Origin of the sequence: Agrobacterium sp. InxBP2 (assembly GCF_026191755.1) — a bacterium.
Taxonomy (GTDB): domain Bacteria; phylum Pseudomonadota; class Alphaproteobacteria; order Rhizobiales; family Rhizobiaceae; genus Agrobacterium; species Agrobacterium pusense.
In genome coordinates, this window is record NZ_JAINDY010000026.1 from 268,157 (window position 1) to 292,286 (window position 24,130).

At 60.8% G+C, this 24,130-nt stretch carries 24 protein-coding genes and 1 tRNA gene; 11 read left to right on the plus strand and 14 right to left on the minus strand.

Translation table 11 applies throughout. The annotated features are described in order from the left end of the window. Positions 1–84: 84 nt before the first annotated feature. Positions 85–978 carry an NAD(P)-dependent oxidoreductase gene (locus tag K7A42_RS09245; protein WP_112555374.1) on the minus strand — a complete coding sequence of 298 codons (894 nt, stop codon included), beginning with the start codon at positions 976–978 and terminating at the stop codon, positions 85–87. A gap of 85 nt (positions 979–1,063) precedes the next feature. Then, positions 1,064–1,819 carry an SDR family oxidoreductase gene (locus K7A42_RS09250; protein ID WP_044459459.1) on the minus strand — a complete coding sequence of 252 codons (756 nt, stop codon included), beginning with the start codon at positions 1,817–1,819 and terminating at the stop codon, positions 1,064–1,066. Between the two features lie 214 nt (positions 1,820–2,033). On the opposite strand from K7A42_RS09250, the gene K7A42_RS09255 reads away from it, so the two are divergent. The 7 genes from K7A42_RS09255 to cydX all read left to right on the plus strand — a co-directional run bounded on the left by K7A42_RS09255 (position 2,034) and on the right by cydX (position 10,541). Then, positions 2,034–3,065 carry an L-idonate 5-dehydrogenase gene (locus K7A42_RS09255; RefSeq protein WP_022563448.1) on the plus strand — a complete coding sequence of 344 codons (1,032 nt, stop codon included), beginning with the start codon at positions 2,034–2,036 and terminating at the stop codon, positions 3,063–3,065. Between the two features lie 459 nt (positions 3,066–3,524). Continuing rightward, positions 3,525–4,103: a GbsR/MarR family transcriptional regulator gene (locus K7A42_RS09260; RefSeq protein ID WP_004437788.1), complete on the plus strand. Its 579-nt coding sequence runs from the start codon at positions 3,525–3,527 to the stop codon at positions 4,101–4,103. Positions 4,104–4,116: 13 nt separating this feature from the next. After that, entirely contained in the window at positions 4,117–5,904 is a 1,788-nt protein-coding gene (gene cydD / locus K7A42_RS09265) for a thiol reductant ABC exporter subunit CydD (protein ID WP_416220901.1), read from the plus strand. Then, the gene (locus K7A42_RS09270) at positions 5,901–7,586 is read left to right on the plus strand and encodes an amino acid ABC transporter ATP-binding/permease protein (RefSeq protein WP_112555378.1); all 1,686 of its coding nucleotides are present in this window, start codon (positions 5,901–5,903) and stop codon (positions 7,584–7,586) included. The genes cydD and K7A42_RS09270 overlap by 4 nt, the downstream gene beginning before the upstream one ends. Before the next feature lie 68 nt (positions 7,587–7,654). Further along, positions 7,655–9,232 (plus strand): cytochrome ubiquinol oxidase subunit I, encoded by a 1,578-nt coding sequence (locus tag K7A42_RS09275; protein ID WP_006698090.1) that lies wholly within the window; start codon positions 7,655–7,657, stop codon positions 9,230–9,232. A gap of 6 nt (positions 9,233–9,238) precedes the next feature. Beyond that, positions 9,239–10,396 carry a cytochrome d ubiquinol oxidase subunit II gene (gene cydB / locus K7A42_RS09280; protein WP_035207590.1) on the plus strand — a complete coding sequence of 386 codons (1,158 nt, stop codon included), beginning with the start codon at positions 9,239–9,241 and terminating at the stop codon, positions 10,394–10,396. A gap of 22 nt (positions 10,397–10,418) precedes the next feature. Then, positions 10,419–10,541: a cytochrome bd-I oxidase subunit CydX gene (gene cydX / locus K7A42_RS09285; RefSeq protein WP_006698088.1), complete on the plus strand. Its 123-nt coding sequence runs from the start codon at positions 10,419–10,421 to the stop codon at positions 10,539–10,541. Positions 10,542–10,626: 85 nt separating this feature from the next. Here cydX and K7A42_RS09290 read toward each other — a convergent pair whose 3' ends face one another. The 7 genes from K7A42_RS09290 to K7A42_RS09320 form a co-directional block, all read right to left on the minus strand. Further along, positions 10,627–10,815, minus strand: a complete 189-nt coding sequence (locus tag K7A42_RS09290; RefSeq protein WP_004437805.1) for a hypothetical protein — start codon at positions 10,813–10,815, stop codon at positions 10,627–10,629. Between the two features lie 20 nt (positions 10,816–10,835). Next, complete coding sequence (locus tag K7A42_RS09295) at positions 10,836–11,261, minus strand: DUF3597 domain-containing protein (protein WP_004437809.1); 426 nt, start codon at positions 11,259–11,261, stop codon at positions 10,836–10,838. Positions 11,262–11,273: 12 nt separating this feature from the next. Then, complete coding sequence (locus K7A42_RS09300) at positions 11,274–11,525, minus strand: GlsB/YeaQ/YmgE family stress response membrane protein (RefSeq protein WP_004437812.1); 252 nt, start codon at positions 11,523–11,525, stop codon at positions 11,274–11,276. Positions 11,526–11,660: 135 nt separating this feature from the next. After that, positions 11,661–12,518 (minus strand): carboxylating nicotinate-nucleotide diphosphorylase, encoded by an 858-nt coding sequence (nadC, locus tag K7A42_RS09305; RefSeq protein WP_044459454.1) that lies wholly within the window; start codon positions 12,516–12,518, stop codon positions 11,661–11,663. Between the two features lies 1 nt (position 12,519). Then, positions 12,520–14,085: an L-aspartate oxidase gene (locus K7A42_RS09310; protein ID WP_112555380.1), complete on the minus strand. Its 1,566-nt coding sequence runs from the start codon at positions 14,083–14,085 to the stop codon at positions 12,520–12,522. Beyond that, on the minus strand, positions 14,082–15,053 hold the full coding sequence (gene nadA, locus K7A42_RS09315) for a quinolinate synthase NadA (RefSeq protein WP_162719225.1): 972 nt from the start codon (positions 15,051–15,053) through the stop codon (positions 14,082–14,084). The genes K7A42_RS09310 and nadA overlap by 4 nt, the downstream gene beginning before the upstream one ends. A gap of 69 nt (positions 15,054–15,122) precedes the next feature. After that, positions 15,123–16,025 (minus strand): NUDIX hydrolase, encoded by a 903-nt coding sequence (locus tag K7A42_RS09320; RefSeq protein WP_112555437.1) that lies wholly within the window; start codon positions 16,023–16,025, stop codon positions 15,123–15,125. A 207-nt stretch (positions 16,026–16,232) separates the two neighbouring features. Between K7A42_RS09320 and K7A42_RS09325 the strand changes: the two genes are divergently transcribed. Both K7A42_RS09325 and K7A42_RS09330 read left to right on the plus strand, forming a co-directional pair. Then, the gene (locus tag K7A42_RS09325; RefSeq protein WP_006698082.1) at positions 16,233–16,607 is read left to right on the plus strand and encodes a PAS domain-containing protein; all 375 of its coding nucleotides are present in this window, start codon (positions 16,233–16,235) and stop codon (positions 16,605–16,607) included. A 75-nt stretch (positions 16,608–16,682) separates the two neighbouring features. Then, complete coding sequence (locus tag K7A42_RS09330; protein WP_112555384.1) at positions 16,683–17,183, plus strand: thermonuclease family protein; 501 nt, start codon at positions 16,683–16,685, stop codon at positions 17,181–17,183. Positions 17,184–17,258: 75 nt separating this feature from the next. On the opposite strand, the gene K7A42_RS09335 is transcribed toward K7A42_RS09330, so the two are convergent. Then, positions 17,259–17,334 (minus strand) — tRNA-Ala (locus K7A42_RS09335). 152 nt (positions 17,335–17,486) lie between these two features. Beyond that, positions 17,487–17,873 (minus strand): TIGR02300 family protein, encoded by a 387-nt coding sequence (locus K7A42_RS09340; RefSeq protein WP_004437826.1) that lies wholly within the window; start codon positions 17,871–17,873, stop codon positions 17,487–17,489. A 226-nt stretch (positions 17,874–18,099) separates the two neighbouring features. Between K7A42_RS09340 and cmk the strand changes: the two genes are divergently transcribed. Together cmk and rpsA are read left to right on the plus strand one after the other, a co-directional pair. Beyond that, the gene (gene cmk, locus K7A42_RS09345) at positions 18,100–18,732 is read left to right on the plus strand and encodes a (d)CMP kinase (RefSeq protein ID WP_004437829.1); all 633 of its coding nucleotides are present in this window, start codon (positions 18,100–18,102) and stop codon (positions 18,730–18,732) included. Positions 18,733–18,902: 170 nt separating this feature from the next. Beyond that, positions 18,903–20,603, plus strand: coding sequence for a 30S ribosomal protein S1 (rpsA, locus tag K7A42_RS09350; protein ID WP_004437832.1), 1,701 nt, complete (start codon positions 18,903–18,905; stop codon positions 20,601–20,603). An 85-nt stretch (positions 20,604–20,688) separates the two neighbouring features. Here the strand turns inward: rpsA and K7A42_RS09355 are convergent, their stop codons facing one another. The 3 genes from K7A42_RS09355 to K7A42_RS09365 all read right to left on the minus strand — a co-directional run bounded on the left by K7A42_RS09355 (position 20,689) and on the right by K7A42_RS09365 (position 24,085). Beyond that, positions 20,689–22,233 (minus strand): hypothetical protein, encoded by a 1,545-nt coding sequence (locus K7A42_RS09355; RefSeq protein ID WP_112555386.1) that lies wholly within the window; start codon positions 22,231–22,233, stop codon positions 20,689–20,691. 265 nt (positions 22,234–22,498) lie between these two features. Beyond that, entirely contained in the window at positions 22,499–22,807 is a 309-nt protein-coding gene (locus tag K7A42_RS09360; protein ID WP_037090631.1) for a hypothetical protein, read from the minus strand. A gap of 48 nt (positions 22,808–22,855) precedes the next feature. Further along, positions 22,856–24,085 (minus strand): hypothetical protein, encoded by a 1,230-nt coding sequence (locus K7A42_RS09365; protein WP_112555388.1) that lies wholly within the window; start codon positions 24,083–24,085, stop codon positions 22,856–22,858. Between the last annotated feature and the right edge of the window lie 45 nt (positions 24,086–24,130).

The window sequence follows — 24,130 nt, forward strand, 5'->3', positions numbered from 1 at the left end:
GATCATCTTCCCTGAAAGACAATTTCGCAATGGCTCGCAGGGACTGTATCAACAGGCTCCTGCCATCCCCTGTCTGCCGGTCAATCAGTCCGGAAAGCTTCGCTTTGCGCCGCTGAAAAACTCCATAAGCGCTGCCTGGTCCTCTCCACCGAGCCCTGCTGCCGTGAGCATCCGGTGCACCTCGGCGCAAACAGCCGTCAGCGGCATGGCCGTGTTGGTGCGTCGGGCGAGATCCTGCGCGCCGTTCAGGTCCTTCACCATATTGTCGATCCGGCCGGTGCGGCGGTAATCCCTGGCCACGTAACGCGGCATGTACTCCTGCAGGATGGCGCTGTCGGCGCGGCCACCCTTCAGTGCCTGCGGAATTTTTGCGGCATCGACGCCGGCGTCCAGCGCCAGTTGCGTCGCTTCCGCTACAGCAAGGAAGTTCAGACCGCACAGAACCTGGTTGATGAGTTTCGTGGTCTGCCCTGCGCCGCAGGGTCCCATATGAGTGTAATTGCTGGCCACATGTCGCAGCACGCGATGCGCATCGGCCACATCCTTTTCGCTGCCCCCCGCCATAAGCGTCAGTTGGCCGACAAGCGCCTTGGGCGCGCCGCCCGAAAGCGGGCTGTCCACCCAGCGCAGGCCCTTTTCGGCGGCATCGGCTGCCAGTTCCTTTGTGGCTTCCGGATCGATGGAAGACATGTCGATGATGAGCGTGCCGGGCTTGGCCCCCGCCGCGACACCATCCTTGCCGAAGACGGCAATGCGAACGATTTTCGGCGAATTGAGGCTGAGAATGACCACATCGGGAATCGACGCTGCTTCCGCCGCTGTGCTCGCGCTCTGCGCGCCGAGGCTCGTCAGTGCCGCCACCTTTTCCGCATCCAGATCGAAAACCGTCAGCTGATTGCCGGTCTCTATGAGCCGTGTCCCGATCGCCCCGCCCATGGCGCCTGCGCCGATCAGTGCAACTTTGTTCTTCTCGGTCATGGTGGTCACGGCCTCCTCCCAAAGCGTCGTGGTGTCGTCGTTCAAGCCCGGATGGCGGTGCAGCCGGCCATCCGGGCCTGGGGTGTCAAAGCGAGGCGGTAATGCCGCCGTCGACGTAGAGAATGTGGCCGTTCACGAAGGATGAGGCATCGGACGACAGGAAAATGCAGGCGCCGACGAGCTCTTCGACCTTGCCCCAGCGACCGGCCGGCGTGCGCTTTTCAAGCCATGCCGAAAAGGTCTCGTCCGCAACAAGGGCGGCGTTGAGCGGGGTGTCGAAATAACCGGGCGCAATGGCGTTACACTGCAGTCCATATTTGGCCCAGTCCGTCGCCATGCCTTTTGTCAGGTTGCCAACGGCACCCTTGGTGGCGGTGTAGGGGGCGATGCCGGGGCGGGCAAGGGCGGTCTGAACGCTGGCGATGTTGATGATCTTGCCACGGCCGCGGCCGATCATGTGGCGCGCGGCAGCCTGCCCGGCGTGAAACACCGAGGCGACGTTGGTTTGCAGCAGGCGCTCGAAGGCATCCGCCGGAAAATCCTCCAGCGGCGTTCGGTGTTGCATACCGGCATTGTTGACGAGGATATCGATGGCGCCGACCTCCGCTTCGAAACGGTCGATCGCCTCGCGCACCGCGCCGTGATCGGTAGCATCGAAGGCAAGCGTTCTGGCACCCTTGATGCTGGCTGCCGCTGCCTTCAGCTTCACCTCATCGCGCCCGTTCAGCACCACTTCCGCCCCTGCTTCCGCCAGCCCGTGCGCCAGCGCCAACCCGATGCCCTGGGACGAACCCGTGATCAGGGCGCGGCGGCCGGAAAGATCGAACAAATTAAGGCCCACTGTTTCCTCCAGTCTCTCGACATTGCATTCTTGAAAGTATATGTTACCGATAACATTCATCCCTTTGAGGGCGGATGTCAAGGCTGATGCGCCCGCTTTCGGTACGTATCGGGCGGGTGGCGAACTGACAAGGTGCATCGAGGCGCATCTTGCGGCAGCAATGGGATGAAGAATTTTATGCGCCATAATGGCGCGCGCTTGAACGGGAGTTGTCATGAAAGCGATTGTCGCCCACGGGGCAAAGGATGTGCGCATCGAAGACCGGCCGGAGGAAAAGCCGGGACCGGGTGAGGTGCGGCTCCGTCTGGCCAGGGGCGGAATCTGCGGCAGTGATCTGCACTATTACAATCATGGCGGTTTCGGCGCCGTGCGGTTGCGTGAACCGATGGTGCTGGGCCATGAGGTCTCCGCCGTCATTGAGGAACTGGGCGAAGGCGTCGATGGGCTGAAGATCGGTGGTCTGGTTGCGGTTTCGCCATCCCGCCCGTGCCGAACCTGCCGCTTCTGCCAGGAAGGCCTGCACAACCAGTGCCTGAACATGCGGTTTTATGGCAGCGCCATGCCTTTCCCGCATATTCAGGGCGCCTTCCGCGAGGTCCTGGTGGCCGATGCCCTGCAATGCGTGCCAGCCGATGGCCTGAGCGCCGGTGAGGCCGCCATGGCGGAACCGCTGGCGGTAACGCTGCACGCCACCCGCCGCGCCGGTGATATGCTGGGAAAACGTGTACTTGTCACGGGCTGCGGCCCGATCGGTATCCTCTCCATTCTGGCCGCGCGCCGCGCCGGTGCAGCTGAGATCGTCGCCACCGATCTTTCCGATTTCACGCTTGGCAAGGCGCGTGAGGCGGGTGCGGATCGCGTCATCAATAGCAAGGACGAGCCCGACGCGCTTGCCGCCTACGGTGCGAACAAGGGAACCTTCGATATTCTCTATGAATGCTCAGGCGCCGCCGTGGCGCTTGCCGGCGGTATCGCGGCGCTTCGCCCGCGCGGCATCATCGTCCAGCTTGGCCTTGGCGGCGATATGAGCTTGCCGATGATGGCGATCACCGCCAAGGAACTCGATCTGCGCGGTTCCTTCCGCTTCCATGAGGAATTCGCAACCGGCGTTGAATTGATGCAAAAGGGCCTGATCGATGTCAAACCTTTCATCACCCAGACCGTTGATCTCGCCGATGCCATCTCGGCCTTCGAATTCGCTTCCGACCGCAGCCGCGCCATGAAGGTTCAGATCGCTTTTTCGTAAGCAAGGTTTCTACGCGCGAATACGCCGACGTTTCGATTGGCGGCGGGTCATCTTGCCGCCCATTTTTTCGGCGGGTTCTTGGCCGTGGCGACTCGTAAAGATGTTATCGATATCATCGACTGCTTCGGGGACTTCGTTCCGGCCTTGAGCCGGAATCCAGCCGACACGCGTCTGCGCGACGAGAGAGGCCTTGCGGCCCGAGGACTTGGGCTGGCTGGATTCCGGCTCAAGGCCGGAATGACGGAGGGAAAGTGACGGACGCCAGCAAATGCTCCAGCCTGTCATACCCCCCAACGCGACTGCCGCATATTTTGCCCGGACTGCACCCAGGACCGTCTATACCAGCGTCGTCTCTGCCCATTTGCACATTTTGACGCAGGTCAAAAAGGTGATTTGCCGCCAGTCGTTTTTTGCGTTATCGAAATTTCAGAAATTACTGAAAATTCAGAAAGAAGAGAAATGTCTTCCAATCTCTCCCCGCTCGTTCAGTCCTTCGTGCTGCATTTCGGTGAGATGGGCAGCCGCTGGGGCATCAACCGCACTGTCGGCCAAGTCTATGCTCTGCTTTACATATCGCCACAGCCGCTCTGCGCGGACGATATTGTGGAGGCGCTCGGCATTTCGCGGTCCAACGTGTCGATGAGCCTCAAGGAACTGCAAGCCTGGAATCTGGCAATCCTCAAGCACTTCCCCGGAGACAGGCGTGATTTTTTTACGACGCCTGAGGATGTCTGGCACATCCTGCGAACGCTTGCTGAGGAGCGCAAGAAACGCGAAATCGATCCGACCCTCAGCGTGCTTCGGGAAATCCTGATGGAAACGCCGGAAAACGAAGATGAGCGTCATGCGCAGAGGCGTATCGATGAGATGAAGACGCTGATCGAGCAGCTGACGGGTTGGTATGACGATGTGAAAAGGCTGGAGACGGAACGGCTGGCTTCTCTTCTGGCGCTCGGCTCCAAAGTCACCAAGCTTCTGGAGGCCAAGGACAAGATCGTTTCCCTTGGTCGGCCCCGCGTCGCGAAAAAGGACGGCTAAGGCGATCATGACCATGTCAGCCCAGACCCCTCCCTTGGCCGTCAGCCGCGATGACGGCTGTTCCGCGCCGGTTGCACTGTCGCTCGGTGCGCGGCGGGTCTTTTCCATTCCTGGCGGCAAGCCCCTCGCCGATAAAGCGCCCACCCCGCAAAAAATGCACGCACCGGGGGCGGCAAGGTCGGCTTCCCTGCTGCATGCTCTCGTTTCGCTGTTCTGGTTGCCACAGGCGGGTCTGCTTGCCTTTTCCGTCGGAAAAATTGCTGATGGTGCGCCAATGATGGCGCTCATGCCGCCGGCTGCCGCCATTTTTCTTCTCGGTATCCTCAAGGCCCTTCTGGAAAAAACCGCAGCGCGCATGTCGTTCCGTATGGCGCGGGCGGCTCTTTCGCAGCGGCGGCTGGAAGCGCTCCACGCCTTGGCCAGGGTCTCCCCGCTCGACCTCTCGCGAACGGCTTCCGGTGAGGTGGCAGCTGTCGTCGCCGAAACGTCGGAAGCACTGGTGCCCTATCTTTCCCGTTTTCAGCCGGCAAGGATGAAGGCAACGATCGTTCCCGTGGCATATGCCCTCGTCATCCTTCCGTTCAGCTGGATCGCGGCGCTGGTGCTTTTGCTTGCCATGCCGACCATTCCGCTGTTCATGGCTTTGATTGGCTGGCAGGCCAAGGCCGCCAGTGAAAAGCAGCTTGTTGAGGCCGGCAATATGAACGCCTTCCTGCTCGACCGGCTGCGCGGGCTGGAAACGATTCGGGCGCTGGAAGCGGTCGATCTAACGGCCACACGCCTGAGCGCCGATGCGCAGAATCTCAAGAAGAGAACGATGGCGGTGCTCAGGATCGCCTTTCTCTCATCGGCAGTGCTTGAGCTTTTCGCGGCGCTCGGCGTCGCCATGACGGCCGTTTACATCGGTTTCCATCTGCTCGGCTTTCTCGATTTCGGCGCGTGGGGTCAGAAACTGACGCTTGCCGAAGGTCTTTTCATCTTGCTTCTCGCGCCGGCATTTTTCGAGCCTCTGCGGGAACTGTCCGCCGTCTGGCACGACCGGGCGGCCGGCGAGGCTGCGCTCGGCGCGCTCAACAATCTGGCGAAGGGTGGGGCGGCTATTGCAGGCACGGGCAAGGACGCGCCGGACGTGACAGTTGCGACGCCGGCAACCGTGGATATGCATGACCTGACCTTCGCCTATCCCGGTGCATCGCCCGTGCTTCGAAATTTCGATTTCAATGTCCGGGCGGGTGAAACAGTGGCACTTCTCGGACCCTCCGGTTGCGGCAAATCCACGGTGCTCTCCGTTATTGCCGGGCTCGCCAAGGCCCAGGGCGGCACGATAAAAATCGGCGGCACCGTACTCGACGATGAGACGGCGGACATACTGCGCAAATCCATCGGGTGGATTGGCCAGAAGCCGTTTTTCACAGCCGGCTCGCTGGAGGCGAACATTCGCTTCGGCCGGGCCGGCATCACGCGGAGCAGGGTTAAAATGGCGCTCGAAAGCACCGGCCTCGATCAATTGTCGTCTTCCCGCGGGCATCTGCCGGTGGGAGATGGCGGCCATGGCATTTCCGGCGGTGAAGCGGTGCGGCTCGCCATTGCCCGTGCCTTCGCCGACCCCGCCGCACGGCTCATTCTGGCCGATGAGCCGACAGCGCATCTCGACCGCGAGACGGCCGAACTCGTTACGGAAAACCTGCTGCAACTGGCAAAGGGAAGGACGTTGATCGTCGCGACCCACGATCCGGTGCTGGCCGCGCGCATGGACAGGGTCGTGGATATGGCGGCGGTGAGATCGGGAGATCCCTCATGATGTCGCGCTTCGCCATATTGAAACCCGTTATCGCCCTCTTCTGGTCGGCACGGAGCGGCATGTTGCTGGCCGGTGCGGTTCTGGCGGCGACCACAGTGCTGGCAGGCATCGGTCTGCTTGGCATATCCGGCTGGTTTATCACGGCCACCGCCATTGCCGGCCTGCTTCCGGCGACAGCTTATGCTTTCGACGTTTTTGCACCTTCAGCCGCCATTCGCCTTCTTGCGCTGGCCCGCACCGCCGCGCGGTATGGTGAGCGCATGACGACCCACGAGGCCACGCTTTCCATCCTCGCGGCACTTCGGGAAAAGCTGTTTCGCGGTTTTGCCGCGCCGCAGGCGGCGAAAAATCTCCAGGCTAGGCCGGCGCGCCTTTTGAACCGGCTGACAGCGGATATCGATGCGCTGGATTCACTCTACCTGCGTGTGCTGCTTCCCGCGGCCGTCGCGGCCCTTGCGGCGATCGCAACCGGCATCGGGCTTGCTTTCATTGATCCGCTTGCCGGTCTTCTGGCTGCATTGTTTCTTGTCGCTTCCGGCCTCGGTATTGCGGTGCGCGCAGCTGTGCGGGCGGAGAAATTCTCGCGCCGCAGGGCGGTCGGTCTGGAGGCGCTACGCGCTCGCGCGGCGGATCTTGTCGGCGGGCAGGCGGAACTGCTCGTGGCCGGCCGGCTTGCCTCACAGGTCGAGGCGGTGAAACGGGCCGATGATTATCTGCTCGATTGTGATGAAGCTTTGAACCGCATTGAGACGAATGCCGGGTTTTCCTTCGGTGTTGCAACGGCGGTACTTTTGAGCGCGACGCTTCTCGGCGTGGCCTGGCTGGCGGAGCAGGAAAAGCTCGGTGCGCCCGCCGCGGCGCTTGGCCTGCTGGTCTGTCTGGCGGCGCTGGAGCCGTTCACGGCGCTGCGCCGTGGTGCGATGGAACTGGGACGAACGCTTTTTTCCGCACGCCGGATTGCACCACGGCTCGCGCCTGCAGCTGCGTTGCACTGTCCGCCCCTGCCGGCTGGCGGCATTGCGGCCAAGCTTCAGGGCGTGCGCCTCGAACGTGAAGGCAACGTAGTGCTGACGGGTATCGAGCTTGAGATCTGCGCCGGAGAAAGGCTTGCGATCGTCGGTCCAAGCGGCGCGGGCAAGACAAGCCTCATCCAGCTGCTGGCGGGCGAATTGCAGCCGTCGGCAGGCTCGGTCAGCGCGCTGCCGTCCAGCCCTATGACACAGAGAAGCCAGCTCTTCCGCGACAGCATCGCCGACAATCTAAGGCTGGCAAATCCTGCCGCGACCGAGAGCCAGTTGTGGGATGTCCTCACGGCGGCCGGCCTTGCCGAATACGTCAAGGCCATGCCGGGACAGCTTGAGGCGAGGCTTGGCGAAGCGGGACAGGGGCTTTCCGGCGGCCAGTCGCGCCGGCTTGCGCTGGCCCGCTTCCTGCTCACCGACAAGCCCCTCTGGCTTCTCGACGAGGTGACGGAAGGGCTGGACGGCGAGACCGCCCGCGACGTGCTTGCCCGCCTGTTTGCCTCGGCGGAGGGCAGGACCGTCGTGGTCATCACCCATAATCGCCGCGAGGCGGAATTCGCAGACCGCATCGTCGTGCTGAAAGAGGGGCGTCAATTTGATGAATGTCAAAGCGGCACTCCGGAATACGGCGTAGTGCTGAACACATTGCGCCCGGACTGAGATTTTTTTGAGAGCCGGCGTCGTCTTACAAATGGAAGGCCGGCCTTCCGGAAAAGGTGGATAAGACCATGGAACTCGACATAGTGGCGCTGTCGCGCCTGCAATTTGCGGTGACGGCTCTCTATCACTTTCTGTTCGTTCCCCTGACGATCGGACTGTCGGTGGTGATCGCCATCATGGAAACGGTCTATGTCATGACCGGCCGCACAATCTGGCGGCAGATGACGAAATTCTGGGGCACCCTGTTCGGTATCAATTTCGTGCTGGGCGTCTCCACGGGCATCGTCATGGAATTCCAGTTCGGTATGAACTGGAGTTATTACAGCCATTATGTCGGCGATATCTTCGGTGCGCCGTTGGCGATCGAGGGCATGATGGCCTTCTTCCTGGAAGCCACCTTCGTCGGTCTGTTCTTTTTCGGCTGGGATAAACTGTCGAAGCTCGGCCATCTCGTCGCGACATGGTGTGTGGCGCTCGGCTCCAATTTCTCAGCGCTTTGGATATTGATCGCCAATGGCTGGATGCAGAACCCCACGGGCTCCGCCTTCAATCCCCAGACCATGCGCATGGAAGTAACTGACTTCTTTGAAGTCCTGTTCAACCCGGTGGCGCAGGCGAAGTTCGTTCACACGGTTTCCGCCGGTTATGTCACGGCATCCATCTTCGTGCTCGGCGTTTCCGCCTGGTATGTGCTGAAAGGCCGCCATGTCGATCTTGCCAAACGCTCGATGACGGTTGCTGCCTCATTCGGCCTGGCGTCCGCGCTGTCCGTCGTCGTGCTGGGTGATGAAAGTGGTTATCTTTCGACCGAACACCAGAAGATGAAGCTCGCCTCTATCGAAGCCATGTGGGAGACGGAGCCTGCGCCGGCCCCGTTCACCGCCATCGGCTTTCCGGATCAGGAATCGCGCGAGACACATTTTGCCGTGAAGATCCCGTGGGTCATGGGCCTCATCGGCACACGCTCGCTCGATACGGAAATTCCCGGTATCAACGATCTCGTGGAGCAGGCCAAAACCCGCATCCGCGACGGCATCAAGGCCTATGATGCCCTGATGCAGATTCGCGCCACCGGCAAGGGCGCCGAATTGCCGGAAGAGGTGCGCGGCACCTTCGCGGAACTCGGCCATGAGCTCGGTTACGCCCTGCTGCTGAAACGCTACGTGGACGATCCTCGTCAGGCGAGCGAAGAGCAGATCGCCAAGGCGGCGGCGGATACCATCCCGCATGTGCCGACGCTCTTCTGGTCGTTCCGCATCATGGTTGGTCTCGGCATGTTCTTCATCCTTCTGACCGCGACCTTCTTCTATCTTTCGGCCCGCCGCCGGCTGGATCATTACCCGTTGCTGCTGAAGGTGGCGGTATTCGCCATTCCGCTGCCATGGATCGCGGCGGAAATGGGCTGGGTCGTGGCCGAGTTCGGCCGCCAGCCATGGATCATCGAGGGCGTGTTGCCGACCGCAGCCGCCGTCTCCAGTCTCAGCGCGTCCACTGTCCTCATCACGCTCCTGTGCTTCATCGCCATCTACACGGTGCTGTTCATCGTCGAGATGGGCCTGATGTTGAAAGCGATCCGCAAGGGCCCCGATCCGGACCATCAGCCGGAAGCGCCGCTCGTTCCTGAAAAACTCGTCGCTGCGGAGTAAACGATCATGATATTGCACCAACTCATCGACTACGAAATCCTCCGCATCATCTGGTGGCTGCTGCTTGGCGTGGTGCTGATCGGTTTTGCCGTGACCGGCGGTTTCGATCTCGGCACCGGCGCGCTGTTGCCCTTCGTGGCGAAAACGGATGTGGAGCGGCGTGTCGTCATCAATTCCATCGGCCCGGTCTGGGAGGGTAATCAGGTCTGGCTCATCCTTGGTGGCGGAGCGATCTTCGCGGCCTGGCCGCCGCTATATGCGGTGTCATTCTCGGGGTTCTATCTGGCCATGTTCGCCACCCTGTTTGCACTGATCCTGCGGCCGGTCGGTTTCAAATATCGGTCCAAGCGCGAGAGCACCGCATGGCGCACCGGCTGGGACTGGGCGCTCTTCATCGGCGGCTTCGTTCCTTCGCTTATCTTCGGCGTGGCGATCGGCAACGTACTGCAGGGTGTTCCCTTCCACCTCAATGACGATCTCAGGATTTTCTATGACGGGACGACGCTGTTTGAACTTCTGAACCCCTACGCCATTCTCTGCGGGCTTGTATCCGTCGCCATGCTGGTCATGCATGGCGCCGCATGGCTGGTACTGAAAACGGATGGTCCGGTGGCGGCCCGCGCCCGCAGTTTCGGCTCCGTCGCCGCACTTGCCACCACCGTTCTCTTCGCGCTTGGCGGCGTTCTTCTGTGGCTTGGTATCGATGGTTATCGCTTCACCTCGGAAGTCGTGACCGATGGACCGTCCAATCCCTTGTCAAAGACGGTGGAGATTGCAACCGGGGTCTGGTTCTCCAATTATGCAGCGCATCCATGGATGATGCTGGCGCCGGCCCTCGGCCTTGTTTTTCCGCTCGTCGCATTGCTGTTGTTGACGCTGCGCCGGGAGGTGATGGCGCTGCTTGCCAGTTCGCTCGCAATCTTCGGCATCATCTCGACGGTGGGCCTCACGATGTTTCCTTTCATCCTTCCGTCTTCGGTCGATCCGAAATCGAGCCTGACGGTGTGGGACGCGTCTTCCAGCCATATGACGCTGTTCATCATGCTGGTCGTCGCCCTCATCTTCATCCCGATCATCGTCGCTTACACCTCGTGGGTCTATCGGGTGCTGTGGGGCAAGGTGGATGAAAAGGCGATCCGCGATGAGAGCGGTCATGCTTATTGATCAAGAAAGAAGGAGATCGAACATGTGGTACTTCGCCTGGCTGCTCGGCCTGCCTCTCGCCGCCATCTTCGCCGTCATGAATGCGATGTGGTATGAGTTGATGGAAGAAAACGCGAAAAAGGCCGAAGCCAAGCTGGATAGATAGCGGCTTGATGTGCGCGACACGAAAGGGGCGGCATCCAAACCGGATGACGCCCCTTTTTTAAGGCCGGTGCCTGCTAGGCGCTGCTTCAGTGGATAGCAATACCGCGCTTGTCCGCTTCTTCCTTGATAATGTCTTCGACGATGGTTCGCTTCAGACCCGGATCTCCCAAAAGGTAATCGTCGGCGATTTCGAAGATCGATTTCGGGTTCTCCGTTCCCTGCAGGGTGTCGAGATCGCGACCGATCTGCTCCCTCAAGCTGGAATAGTCGTCCATGGCGGCCTCCGTTTATCGGTTCAGTCCAGAAGTTCGGCCGGAACCTTGCCGCCGTTTTCGGAAAGTTTCTTGATGACGGCCTTGTGCAGCCAGATGTTCATGGTCGCCGAATCCGAGGTATCGCCGGTGTAACCGAGTTCGCTGGCGAGTTCCTTTCGGGCGGTCAGGCTGCTGTCGAGGTCGAGGGCCTTGAGAAGGTCGACGATGGAGTGCTTCCAGTCCAGCTTCTGGCCGTTTTTCTTGACCGCCGCATCCAGGATGGACGCTACATCGACGTTGCCGGTAGAAGCCGGTGCCGCCGTTGTCGGTGCAGGTGAAGCCGGTGCGGCAGGGGCTGCTGCAGTTGTGCTGGCAGTGCCCGTCGGCGTGCCGGCCGGAGCCGAAGTCTGTGGGGCGGCTTCCGCCTTGCCGAAAATCGCGTTCTTGATCTTGTCGAAAAAGCTCATTCTGTCCTCCCCTTAGCGGCGAAATGCACGCCCGACGGCAATAAGAATGCAGGCGCCGATGAAACCGGCAATGAGATAGCCAATCCAGCCGCCGAGCGAAACGCCCACCAGTCCCAGAAGGAAATTGGCGACGATGGCACCGACGATGCCAAGGATAATGTTCATGAAAACACCCATATTGCTTTTCATGAACTGTTCGGCGAGCCAACCAGCTACGCCGCCAATGATGATTGCTGCAATCCAGCCAACTTGTGCGTCTTCCATAACAGGCCTTTCCTTTCTAAGAGAGGTCAAAAGGCATATGGACCCGCTTTGTGCGCACGTCCCCCCGCCTTGAATCGACCCCAGGCGGAATAATAACGATGGCGCGGAAAATTTGTTCCGTGCCGCGTGCAGGCTTCAATTTTTGCTCTCGAAATCCAGTCCGATATCCAGAACCGGCGCGCTGTGGGTCAGCCAGCCGATGGAGATGAGGTCGACGCCCGTGGCGGCGATGGCCGCAGCCGTCTGTGGAGTGATGCGCCCGGACGCTTCGGTAATGGCACGACCGGCGACGATTTTCACCGCTTCGCGCAGCTGTTCAGGCGTCATATTGTCGAGAAGAACCGCATCGACACCTTCATCCATCGCCTCGCGCAACTGTGAAAGCGTGTCCACCTCGACTTCTATCTTGACGAGATGGCCGACACCCTTTTTTGCACGGCGGATCGCGTCACGCACGCTGCCCGCCACGGCGATGTGGTTGTCCTTGATGAGAACAGCGTCATAGAGTGCAAAACGGTGGTTCATGCCGCCGCCGGCGCGCACGGCGTATTTTTCCAGTGCCCGGAGGCCTGGTGTGGTCTTGCGGGTGCAGGCGACCGAAGCATTGGTCCCGGCGATGGCCGCGACGATCTTAGCCGTGACGGAGGCGATACCCGACAGGTGGCCGAGGAAATTCAAAGCCGTACGCTCTGCCGTCAAAAGCCCGCGTGAAGGCCCCCTGATCGTTGCGACGGTGTCGCCCGGTGCGACGGAAGCTCCATCCTGCACGTTCCGCTCTATCGTGATGGCCGGGTCCACGAGCTGGAAGGCCAGTTCCGCAGCATCAAGCCCGGCGACGACACCCTCTTCGCGTGCCGCCATGACGACGACCGACCGGTGATCGGCGGGAATGACGGCGGTAGAAGTGACGTCGCCAGCAAGGCCCAGGTCTTCCAGAAGGGCGTTACGGACCAGCGGTTCGATGATGAGGCGGGGCAGGGGGGCAAGGGTCATGTCAGGCGGTCCGTGCGAAGCTGGAAGAGGAGGGGCTGGTCGAGGAAAGGGCATGGGCAAGGTCAATCACCTCTGCCATGCTCAGGCGACGCCTCGTCGCCGTCGCATCCTTCCCAGGAAAATCATCGCGGAAATGCGCTCCGCGCGATTCCGTCCGCAAGGCGGCAAAAACAGCGATCGCCAGACCCACGAGGGCGGGATCGGATGCCGGGCCCTTTCCCTCCACGAGCGGCAGTAAATCCCGGATCGCCTCGGTTAGGCCCGCCGCATGTCTGACGATACCGAGATGTCGGGATATAATGGCGCGGACGGTGGCGGGATCGGCGGCAGGATGGTTCACCGTGCGGGCTGCAGAAGCGGTGGTACTCGGAGGTGCGAACGAGGGCTGGGTGGCGATATCCTGCGCCGCACGCATACCCATTGCGGCAGCTTCCAGCAGGGAATTGCTGGCCAGCCGGTTGGCGCCGTGAAGCCCCGTGCAGGCGGCCTCGCCGGCGACCCACAGGCCCGGCACCGAACTTCGGCCTCTGCCGTCCGTGGCAATGCCGCCCATATGATAGTGCACGGCAGGGCGGACGGGGACCAGTTCACGGGCCGGATCTATTCCAGCCTCCCGGCAGAGCAGGTCGATTGCAGGAAACCGGGCGGAAAAGCCGGAGCCAAGGGCCTTGCGGGCGTCAAGAAACACCCTGCCGCCGCGCAGGATTTCACGATCTATCGCGCGTGCGACGACGTCGCGGGAGGCGAGTTCCGCGCCGGGAACAGGGGCCATGAACCTTTCACCGCTTTCGTTGAGGAGAAGTGCGCCTTCGCCCCGCACCGCCTCGCTGACCAGCGCCAGCGGCCGCCGCGCTGAAGAAAGCGCCGTCGGATGGAACTGTACGAATTCCATGTCGGCAAGAATTGCGCCAGCGCGGGCGGCCAGCATGATGCCCTGTCCGAAATTGCCGGAAGGATTGGTCGTGGCCTCGTAGAGGCCGCCGAGGCCGCCGGTGGCGAGAACCACCCGCGTTGCCGGCAGAACGAAGCCGCCTTTCGGTCCGGCGCAGGCGAGGCCCGCAATCGCGCCGTCCTGTGTCAGCAGCCGGCGCACTTCTGTGCCTTCAAGAACCGTGATCGACGGTGTGCGCAGAACGGCGGCGGCGAGAGCCCTGACGATGGCCGCGCCCGAACCGTCGCCCTCGGCGTGCAGGATGCGCCTTCGGCTGTGGGCGGCCTCCAGCCCGAAGATGGGCCTGCCATCGGCATCCCGGTCGAAGCGCACCCCGGCCTGCTCCAGCGCCTCGATGACAGCAGGGGCGGCGGAAACGATATCGGCGGCCATTTCCGCATCGCAGAGACCGTCTCCTGCGGCGAGCGTATCGGCAAGATGCAGCGCGACGCTGTCATCGGGACCGAGGCTTGCGGCAATGCCGCCCTGCGCCCAGGCGCTCGACGTTTCGCCGCCAAGCGCACCACGTGTCAGAAGGAGCACGGGCTGCGGCGCAAGTGTCAGCGCCGCCATCAGGCCGGCAATGCCGCTGCCGACGATGGCCGTCCAGTCCTGCTGCGGCAAGCGCTCGCTCATACTTCCAGCATCCTTTCCACCGCGCGACGGGCGGCGGCGGCGATGGCCTGATCGACAGTCACTTCGTGGCGGTTTTCCTCAAGGGCTGTGCGGATATTTCCGAGCGTGATGCGTTTCATGTGCGGGCAGAGATTGCACGGGCGGATAAATTCGACGTCCGGGTGATGCACGGCGACATTGTCGCTCATCGAGCACTCCGTCAGAAGCACCACGCGGGCGGGGCGCTCACGACCGACATAGTCGGACATGACGGCGGTAGAGCCGGAAAAATCCGCGGCCTCGACAACCTCAGGCGGACATTCGGGATGCGCCAGTACGATCACGCCGGGATGGCTTTCCCGCAGCTCCCTGATGTCATCGGCGGTGAAAAGCTCGTGCACTTCGCAATGGCCGCGCCAGGCGATCAGTTCGACATTGGTTTCCATGGCCACGTTCTTCGCCAGATATTCATCCGGCAGCATCAAGACGCGCGGCACGCCGAGCGATTCCACCACCTGGCGGGCATTACCCGACGTGCAGCAGATATCGGACGCCGCCTTCACTTCGGCGGACGTGTTCACATAGGTCACAACAGGCACGCCGGGATAGGCCTTTCTCAGGAGGGCGATATCCTCCGGCGTGATGGAATCGGCAAGCGAACAGCCGGCAGCCATATCCGGAATGAGCACGGTCTTTCTCGGATTGAGCAGCTTCGCCGTCTCGGCCATGAAATGCACGCCGGCGAGAACGATGACATCCGCCTCCACCTCCATCGCCTTGCGGGCAAGGGCAAGGCTGTCGCCGACGATATCGGCGACACCATGGAATATTTCAGGTGTCTGGTAATTATGGGCGAGGATGACGGCATTACGCTTGCGCTTCAACTCAAGGATCGCCTCCACATCGTCCTGGAAACCCATCCATTCGGCCTTGGGGATGACGCGGGCGACGCGGTCGTAAAGGCTTGCGGCGGAAATCTGCTCGATCACGATGCTCTCCCATTTATGCTCGTTTTGAGTATATCTAGAACGAAGAGATATTCTCATTGTGAGTATATGTCAATTGCGGGAGAGCGGCAGTTTCGTTCCGGAAAGGGCGCGTTCATCGAGGACGGTCTGGCGGAAGCGGAAAAGCTTTGCCGGTCGTCCGCCGGTTTCCGTAGCCATGTCGCCGGTTTCTTCCACCAGTTGCTGCTGTTCGATCAGCCGTCGAAAATTCTGCTTGTGCAGCGTCAGCCCGGCCAACGCCTCGACGGCGCGCTGCAATTGCAGCAGCGTGAAGGTATCGGCCATCAGTTCGAATACCACCGGCCGGTATTTGATTTTGGCCCTCAACCGGGCAATTCCGGTGGCGAGGATGCGGCGGTGATCGGCGAACATCGGCCTTCCGAAATTGATCCGGGGTTCGGCCTGCGCTTCCTCAACCAGCCCCGCCTCATACAGCAGCTCATAGCGCTGAAGGGTGAGTTCCTCGTTCCAGCCGCCGCCGTCGAGGCCGAAGGTAAAATCGGCCCGCAAGTGGCGCTGGCTTTTACAGGTTGGGTCGGAATCCGCCCATGCCCGCAGCTTCTCGATGATGCTGGCGAGAACCGCGGGGTGTCCTTGGCGATGGTCTTCCCACGGGAAGTAATCGTACCACCCGTGCCAGAAAGGACGTTTGCCGTCCATCGCCTCCTGTTCGCGGACAAGTCCCAGATAGCCGATGGAGATGGTTCTGCCGCCCGGAATATCGTTGTTTCGGTCGCGATCGGCGAAGGTGTAGAGCTGCTCGAGATAACCGACGGGATGATGCGTCTGCTCGTGAATCCATTCCCGCAAGCCGCTTTGAAGCGTCCTGTGACCGAATTCGAAGGGTCCCGAAGGAAGCGCCGCCCCCGCCCGAACGGTCATCACGCGCGGTTCATCTCCGGTAATGGCGGTGACGACGGCAATGAGTTCGGCATGGGCAAGCCCGATGGTCACGGCGGCTCCTGTGATCTGTGGCGGCAAGGTCAACCTTCTTTGGCACAGGAAGATCGCTTCGCCAACATGGCTGCCGAAATGGCCTGTCGATAAGCGACCGGCCAAAAAAGATACTATATCAGACAAAAGAATGAATTCTTGTGGTTAGCCGTTTATCGTCCATTATGGTAGAGACCCGCCACAAGCATCTCAGACTGTTGAAGGCCGATGTTGAAGAACATATCTCTCGAAGAGACACTTGTGGGTTACTACACCTGGAACATTGGGCAAAATCTGGTTTATCTGGATGCCGTGGCCGCGCGCCTGCGGGAGGTTCGCCCGGAAAAGGCCGCCCGCGGTATCCCGGTAGAGGATTTCATTGCGCAAATCGAAAGCGGCTCCCGGGCGCGTGTGGCTGAAGCGGTCTATAATTCGCTGACGAACGGCGTGTTTTACGATCAGGAATATCGTATCCAGCTCACCTCTGGTGGTTTTCGCTGGCTGCGGACAACAGGACGCGTGATCCTCGACAGCGATCGGCTTCCGATCATGGCCATGGGCACGGTCAGGGATATCAGCGCAGGCAAGCTTCTATTGATGTGATGGGCGGCCGTGGCCTCTCGCAAGGGGACGTCAGGCCGATTTTATTTTGTTCATTGTTTTTGATGTTGCGGTGACATGGTCCGGCAGGTCGCAATTTTGCTGTTTCAGATCGTCCTGGTCATAGGCGTCGCCATAGCCGGCATGCGTATTGCCTCGCTCGTCAATGGCGAGACTGCCTCCGCCTCGGCAGGACTTGCGCCGAACACCGAACAGCTGTGGACCACCTCGCCCGTACGGGTTGACCCCATCCGGCAGGAATACGAGCGCGTTCCGACCCCGCCGGATCCCTTCCCGCTGAAGATGCATGCCGACCAGCGCCTTCGCGTTATCTCCAGCAGCCGCTTCACCTTCAAAAACGAGGAGTTCCGCCTCGCAGGCGTGGAGGAGGTGGAGAGAAACCGTGTCTGCACCACCCCGGACGGCCGCCGTTATGCCTGCGGCCTCAATGCCTTCAAAGCGCTGGAGAACCGTTTGCGCGGCAGATATATTGAATGTCGCGTGGTGGAGGAGAGCGGTGCGCTCCGTTCTCTGGAATGCCGTATCAACGGACAGGATGTGCGGGCGTTATTGCGATAGATGGCCGCGTGAGGTGGGACTGAAGGTCGCACGATCCAGATTTTACTGACGTGATGAATTTTATCTTGGGAAATTTGGTGGAGCTAAGCGGGATCGAACCGCTGACCTCTTGCATGCCATGCAAGCGCTCTCCCAGCTGAGCTATAGCCCCATAAGGGTTCCGGCATTTCTTCCGGTTCCGGGAACCGAAGCGGTTGTTGTTCCGTTCGGTGGCGGCTTACTACTGCGGCTTTCCGACGAGTGCAAGCATAAAAAACGGCCCGGCGTCATTTTTTTGTCGTCGGGCCGAATTGTCGAATAAAATCAAGCTTCTTCGTCGTCGCCCGATACGCCGATGATGCCGGACATGTCGTCGTCGTCATCTTCGTCGTCGGTTTCCAGGAAGGTGTCGTCGTCGTCGTCGATTTCAACGTCATCGTCGTCGCCGAGATCAGGGATATCGTCGCCGCTGTTGTCGCCGTCGGCATCTTCCAGCGACACGAGTTCGACTTCCGTGTTTTCGGTATCGACTTCCGCTACATCCTCTTCTTCAGCCTGCTCGAGCTTTGCCTGAGCTGTGCTTTCCTCGAAGAAGGAGAGCGGCCAGGACTTGCCGGTGTAAGGAGAAACGACCGGATCGCGGTTCAGATCGTAGAACTTCTTGCCGGTATCGGGGTCTGTGCGCTTGGTACCAAGTTCCGCTTTTGCCACTGTCTAAGCCTCAAATTGTCGAATGAGTTTCGGTGTGTACGCCGTAAAACCGGCATAGACGGTAAAATTTATAGCCGGTCCCCTTAATCGTTGCGCTCTTTCGTGTCAAAGACAAACTTCGGGTGCCTCCTGCCTTGGCGCAACCCCTGTGCGGGAATGCTGATATAAATCGTAAGGCGTGTCGCACTCTATTATATGAATAACAGATGCACAGGCGGAAAGCTTAATGACCTTCACGATCGCCATAGACGGGCCGGCTGCGGCGGGCAAGGGAACCCTGTCGCGAAAGATCGCGGAAGCCTACGGTTTTCATCATCTCGATACCGGGCTGACCTACAGGGCGACAGCGAAGGCGCTTCTGGACGCGGGCCTGCCGCTGGATGACGAGGCCGTGGCGGAGAAGGTCGCCCTGGAGGTCGATCTTGCGGGGCTCGACCGCTCCGTCCTGTCCCGGCACGATATTGGCGAAGCCGCGTCGAGGATTGCGGTGATGACGCCGGTGAGGCGGGCGCTCGTGATGGCGCAGCAGCGTTTTGCCTTGAGGGAGCCGGGTACGGTTCTCGATGGCCGCGATATCGGCACGGTAGTATGCCCGGATGCGCCAGTGAAGCTATATGTCACCGCCTCTGCCGACGTGCGGGCGCGCCGGCGCTACGATGAGATTCTGGCCAATGGCGGCACCGCGGATTATGATGCCATTTTCGCCGAGGTGAAAAAACGCGACGAGCGCGACATGGGCCGCGCCGACAGTCCGCTGAAGCCGGCGGAAGACGCACACTTGCTAGATACGTCGGAAATGAGTATAGAGGCGGCGTTTCAGGCCGCGCGCACGATCATCGACGCCGCTCTGAAGAGATAGGTTTTTCGCGGAACGGCTTCCTGCCGTCTGCGTTTAGTCAGGAATTGCCCGAAGACATGTCCTTGCGCCGGAAAGCCTTTTGAAAAGGCGGGCATGGGGTCGGGTATCAACAACACTAGCCCACCGGCGCTTTTGTATTCGCCATTGCGCGGATGCAATCAGGAGATTTCATGTCAGTATCTACCCCCACGCGCGAAGATTTCGCAGCGCTTCTCGAAGAATCCTTTGCCTCCAACGATCTTGCCGAAGGCTATGTTGCCAAGGGTATCGTAACGGCAATCGAGAAGGACGTTGCCATCGTCGACGTCGGCCTCAAGGTTGAAGGCCGCGTACCGTTGAAGGAATTCGGCGCGAAGTCCAAGGACGGCACGCTGAAGGTCGGCGACGAAGTCGAAGTTTACGTCGAGCGCATTGAAAACGCTCTCGGCGAAGCCGTTCTGTCGCGCGAGAAGGCTCGCCGCGAAGAAAGCTGGGTCAAGCTCGAAGCCAAGTTCGAAGCTGGTGAGCGCGTCGAAGGCGTCATCTTCAACCAGGTCAAGGGTGGTTTCACCGTCGATCTGGATGGCGCTGTTGCGTTCCTGCCGCGTTCGCAGGTCGACATTCGTCCGATCCGCGACGTTACCCCGCTGATGCACAACCCGCAGCCCTTCGAAATCCTCAAGATGGACAAGCGTCGCGGCAACATCGTTGTTTCGCGTCGTACGGTTCTCGAAGAGTCGCGTGCCGAGCAGCGTTCTGAAATCGTTCAGAACCTCGAAGAAGGCCAGGTTGTTGACGGCGTCGTCAAGAACATCACCGATTACGGTGCGTTCGTTGACCTCGGCGGCATCGACGGTCTGCTGCACGTCACCGACATGGCATGGCGCCGCGTCAACCATCCTTCGGAAATCCTCAACATTGGCCAGCAGGTCAAGGTTCAGATCATCCGCATCAACCAGGAAACCCACCGTATCTCGCTCGGCATGAAGCAGCTCGAGTCGGATCCGTGGGATGGCATCTCCGCCAAGTACCCGGTTGGCAAGAAGATCTCCGGTACGGTCACGAACATCACCGACTACGGTGCATTCGTTGAACTGGAGCCGGGCATCGAAGGCCTGATCCACATTTCCGAAATGTCCTGGACCAAGAAGAACGTACACCCCGGCAAGATCCTGTCCACGAGCCAGGAAGTTGACGTTGTCGTTCTCGAAGTCGATCCGTCCAAGCGCCGTATCTCGCTCGGTCTCAAGCAGACGCTTGAAAACCCGTGGCAGGCATTCGCTTACAGCCATCCGGCTGGCACGGAAGTCGAAGGCGAAGTCAAGAACAAGACCGAATTCGGCCTGTTCATTGGCCTCGAAGGCGATGTCGACGGCATGGTTCACCTGTCGGACCTCGACTGGAACCGTCCGGGCGAGCAGGTCATCGAAGAGTACAACAAGGGTGACGTCGTTAAGGCTGTCGTTCTCGACGTTGACGTTGAGAAGGAACGCATCTCGCTCGGCATCAAGCAGCTCGGCAAGGACGCTGTCGGCGAAGCCGCTTCTTCCGGCGACCTGCGCAAGAACGCAGTCGTTTCCGCTGAAGTCACCGCGGTCAACGATGGCGGTATCGAAGTGAAGCTCGTCAACCACGAAGACCTCACCTCGTTCATCCGTCGCGCTGATCTTTCCCGTGACCGTGACGAGCAGCGCCCTGAGCGCTTCTCCGTTGGCCAGGTTGTCGACGCCCGCGTCGTCAACTTCTCGAAGAAGGACCGCAAGGTCATGCTTTCGATCAAGGCTCTGGAAATCGCTGAAGAGAAGGAAGCCGTCGCACAGTTCGGTTCGTCCGACTCGGGCGCTTCGCTCGGCGACATCCTCGGCGCGGCTCTGAAGAACCGCGGCGAATAATCGTCTAGATCGTTGAAATGAAGAACCCGCCGGAATTTTCCGGCGGGTTTTTTCTTGGGCGATCCGCCGGCAGGCAATTTGGCGTTCAGAGAACGCCGCTCATCTTGAGGTAATAATTCTCCGCGCTGTCGTCGGAGGCCGTCGCCGTCGGACTTTCCTGCGTGTCGATCCCGTCATTGGCGGCAATGCGCTCTTCCAGGCCATCGCCATCGCCGGAATTTTCAGACTCCGCTCCGCTTTCGCTTTCCGCCTCATCGTCGGAAAAAGGCCCGCCGCCGCGGGGTGGCGTTTCTGATTCGTAATCATCATCGGCAGGGGGATAAGCGACGAGCGGCAGCGGCGTACCGTCTTTTGCCAAAGCGGCGGCGATCAGCGATTGCGAAGCGGATTGCTCCATCATCGCCATTCTCGCTTCCGGGTCCAGCGGGAGTCGCGAAGAGTAGGGAGTTTCAGGCCGGTGAGCCACTGTTTCCGCTTCTTCCCCTGTTGGGTGGGCAGCGGACGTCATCAGCCCCGACTTTTCGGTTGGCTGATCCTCCGGCGGCGGCGGCTCGATGCCCTGCGGCATGGCGGGGGGCTGCTGCGTCGTGCTTGCTCTCGCCGGCAGTTTGCCGGCCGTGGCGGCCAGCACAAGACTGGCCACGTTCTCTGCATCAGTTGCAGGCGGGCCGAAAATTGATGGTGAGGCGGTGCGGACGTCTTTCTGCTCGGTCTTCATCATCTCCCGAGGCGGAAGGGCAGGGCGTGTTTCGCCGGTTTGCGCGCGAGGCGGATTGCCTGGACGGGTCTCTGCCGGCGCTTCTTTTGTCATGCTGCCCGTCTGCGGCGGAAGCGGACGCGTTGTGTTTTCCGTCCTGCCTTCCGGTTTTGCCGGCTGGTCTGGCAGGTCAGGCGCATTTGCGGGCGCGGCGGAATGCCGGACGGCTCCTTCCGGTTGCGCGGTCAGCGCCGCGGGAGTTGCCTTCATTGCCGCACCGCTGAGGGCGAGTGGGCCGGTGAGCAGCGGCAACAGACGGCCGGTTGTCGTGGAGCCCTGCAATTGCGCTGCCGCGGGCGGATTGGAACGGAACTCCGCATTGGGGTTCGCGGCGGTCGGCTGCTGCCCGGGCTGGGCGGGCGCCGGACTGGCGGAATTATTCTGCTGATAGGAGGAGACCACCGCCCTCGCAGCCAGATCGGCCCCCCTGTAACGCGAAAGCTCGATCAGCAGCGCAAGCCGCGCCGCATCCGGTCCCGTCGGCTGTTTCAGGATTTCCGCGAGCATCGAAAGGCTGAGACCCTGCAGTGCTTTGCCAATCTGCTGTTCCAGCGCAAGACGCTGCGCGGGCGGCAGGGCGCGTAAGGCTTCCGTCAGACGCCCGACATAGGTTTCGACGGCTTCGCCGTCCCGTCGCGGCAGGTTCATCAGCTTGCCGAGTGTTTCCGCCAAGACTGCGGTGCTCCGGGCCAGCTGGAACTCGCCGGCGAGGGAGGCCACTGCAGCCCGTGAAAAAAGGCTGGCGCTCTGTTCGGGAAGGGCAGCGCTTGGTTGCGGCTGCACGACGCCTTTCGGCTGCGCGCGCTGTGCCGGCGCGAGCGAGGCTCCATAGGTGGCATCGGCTGCGGAAACTTTGGATACAGGCGGTAACATGCTGCGCTCCGTTTCAATCGGTGGCCGGCGCCGGCTGCGAAAGCGCCAATCCCCATTGGCTCTGTGATCCGCATCTGCCTCGAATGTTGAAAATCGCCACGCCGCTGGCATACAGGTGTCATCTCGCCCGCTCATGCGGGAGCGCCATGTGCACCATAGGCTCGAAGGCCCGCTCTTTTCAGCGCACACAGAATCATCAAGCCGAATCCTCGCCTGCAGATATTAAGATTTGGCTAACCAAGTGATTGCGACCGGCCGGACCGGCTCAGGGCGAAACGCCGATGAACATGCGATAAAGCCCGTTATCGTCCGAATTGACGGAGGAGATACGATCGGGTTCGCTCACCGTGACTTCCAGCGCCTCCGGCGGCATGGCATCCAGCCAGCTCGCTTTCGGAAAGCTCCGCTCCGGCTGGATTTCTGCGGGCGCGATAGTCGCTTCTTCGCCAGCCAGTGAAATGATGGCGGCATCCTCCGGCGCGAGGGGCGGAGCCGCCATGGAGAGAAGGGCCTGGGCCGCGTTCGGTTCGGCATCGTGAATGGCGCCGCCTGATACGCCTGAGATATCGACCATGTCTGAACTCACATCATGTTTCGCTCACGTGACAGTTCAAGACGGCAATCATGCCGCCTTTTTCTTCAGCAATGCATAGAGGCCGTTTTCATCGACCGAAATCGGCAAGATGTCGGTTCCGGCAGCTTCGACAGCGGCCTGTGCATCAAGCAGCTTTTCTGCCTCGTTTTCCGCATCGGCCGGCGTGGTGGCCGCATCCGCTCCCTCAGGCTCGTTATCGCCTTCAGCAGGTGGGGCCTCTTCCGCCGGCGTTGCCGCGAGCACGGAAATCAGGGCGATTTCCGATGAGATGTCGGCGGGGCCCTGGCCGGCTGCGCCATCCGTCTTCTCATCGGCGGAGGCGTCAATGTGCTCCTTCACGACGTCCTGAAGTTCCTGCACGTCCTCAAGCTTGCCCTGTGCGTCACGGGTCTGGATATCTTCTTCCCGTTCGGCTGCCACTTCCGCATCGTTGATTTCGCCAATGCGCTTTTCGCCACGTTCGGCCTGCAATTCTTCCTTGGACTTGGGATCCGCCACGTCTTCCAGACGCTGGATGACCTTCAGGGTCTCCCTTGTCATGAAGAGAGTGCCTTGCGCCTTGTCATTGAGCGCATCTTTTACCGCTCGCGCCTGATCTCCGTAAGGATTGGCGATGGCGGCGATCATCGCGCTGGCTGAGATGCCGAGCTCCTCGAGACCGGTCGATTCCTCCAGTTCACTGACGTTCCTGGGCAAGGTCGCCCGCGCGGCCATGATGGCCTCCGACATCTGCGCGCCAAAATCCTCCTCCGTTCCGGTGAGGCCGGCACGCTCGGCGATGCGGGCGGCAAGCGCCGCCATGGGATCGGTTTTGGCGTTGACGCCGTTGTTCAGCACATCGACGACCTGCAACTGCGAAACATCGAAGGAGGCGAAGGAAATTGTGGTGGCTTTTCCCCGCGCATCGGTTTTTTCGAAACCCTGGGTCAGGGTCAGCGCATCCTGAAGCCTTTGTGCGAAGGAAAAATTGGATTCATCCACGTCCTGCGTGATGCCGAGGGCGGCGGAAAAGCGGGAAACAAGCGAGGCGAAGGCATCCGGGTCCGGCTTCATGGCACCGAAGAGATAAGCGCTTATCTTCTCATTGGCGACGCGCTGGCTTTCATCCGGCTGCGGGTTCGTTCTGACCGCATTATCCTTCTTGGTGCCGTTGGCCTTTTCCTGCTCCTCGCGCTGGCGTTCCTCGATGGATTCGACCATCGAGCGCATGAGGTCGCTCACTGCAATGCCCGCCGTCTGTTGTAGCGGAGTAATCATCTGGAAAGTCCCCGGCCGCCCAAAGTTACGGCCGAGAATAGGCAA

Excerpts from the sequence above, each read along its gene's own strand:
- cydB (WP_035207590.1), top strand. The coding sequence starts at position 9,239 with ATGATATTGCACCAACTCATCGACTACGAAATCCTCCGCATCATCTGG.
- K7A42_RS09255 (WP_022563448.1), top strand. The coding sequence starts at position 2,034 with ATGAAAGCGATTGTCGCCCACGGGGCAAAGGATGTGCGCATCGAAGAC.
- K7A42_RS09355 (WP_112555386.1), bottom strand. The coding sequence starts at position 22,233 with ATGTTACCGCCTGTATCCAAAGTTTCCGCAGCCGATGCCACCTATGGA.
- cydD (WP_416220901.1), top strand. The coding sequence starts at position 4,117 with ATGTCAGCCCAGACCCCTCCCTTGGCCGTCAGCCGCGATGACGGCTGT.
- K7A42_RS09290 (WP_004437805.1), bottom strand. The coding sequence starts at position 10,815 with ATGGACGACTATTCCAGCTTGAGGGAGCAGATCGGTCGCGATCTCGAC.
- K7A42_RS09245 (WP_112555374.1), bottom strand. The coding sequence starts at position 978 with ATGACCGAGAAGAACAAAGTTGCACTGATCGGCGCAGGCGCCATGGGC.
- cydX (WP_006698088.1), top strand. The coding sequence starts at position 10,419 with ATGTGGTACTTCGCCTGGCTGCTCGGCCTGCCTCTCGCCGCCATCTTC.
- cmk (WP_004437829.1), top strand. The coding sequence starts at position 18,100 with ATGACCTTCACGATCGCCATAGACGGGCCGGCTGCGGCGGGCAAGGGA.
- K7A42_RS09330 (WP_112555384.1), top strand. The coding sequence starts at position 16,683 with ATGGTCCGGCAGGTCGCAATTTTGCTGTTTCAGATCGTCCTGGTCATA.
- nadC (WP_044459454.1), bottom strand. The coding sequence starts at position 12,518 with ATGACCCTTGCCCCCCTGCCCCGCCTCATCATCGAACCGCTGGTCCGT.
- K7A42_RS09325 (WP_006698082.1), top strand. The coding sequence starts at position 16,233 with ATGTTGAAGAACATATCTCTCGAAGAGACACTTGTGGGTTACTACACC.
- K7A42_RS09270 (WP_112555378.1), top strand. The coding sequence starts at position 5,901 with ATGATGTCGCGCTTCGCCATATTGAAACCCGTTATCGCCCTCTTCTGG.
- K7A42_RS09300 (WP_004437812.1), bottom strand. The coding sequence starts at position 11,525 with ATGGAAGACGCACAAGTTGGCTGGATTGCAGCAATCATCATTGGCGGC.
- rpsA (WP_004437832.1), top strand. The coding sequence starts at position 18,903 with ATGTCAGTATCTACCCCCACGCGCGAAGATTTCGCAGCGCTTCTCGAA.
- K7A42_RS09275 (WP_006698090.1), top strand. The coding sequence starts at position 7,655 with ATGGAACTCGACATAGTGGCGCTGTCGCGCCTGCAATTTGCGGTGACG.
- K7A42_RS09295 (WP_004437809.1), bottom strand. The coding sequence starts at position 11,261 with ATGAGCTTTTTCGACAAGATCAAGAACGCGATTTTCGGCAAGGCGGAA.
- K7A42_RS09310 (WP_112555380.1), bottom strand. The coding sequence starts at position 14,085 with ATGAGCGAGCGCTTGCCGCAGCAGGACTGGACGGCCATCGTCGGCAGC.
- K7A42_RS09365 (WP_112555388.1), bottom strand. The coding sequence starts at position 24,085 with ATGATTACTCCGCTACAACAGACGGCGGGCATTGCAGTGAGCGACCTC.
- K7A42_RS09360 (WP_037090631.1), bottom strand. The coding sequence starts at position 22,807 with ATGGTCGATATCTCAGGCGTATCAGGCGGCGCCATTCACGATGCCGAA.
- K7A42_RS09260 (WP_004437788.1), top strand. The coding sequence starts at position 3,525 with ATGTCTTCCAATCTCTCCCCGCTCGTTCAGTCCTTCGTGCTGCATTTC.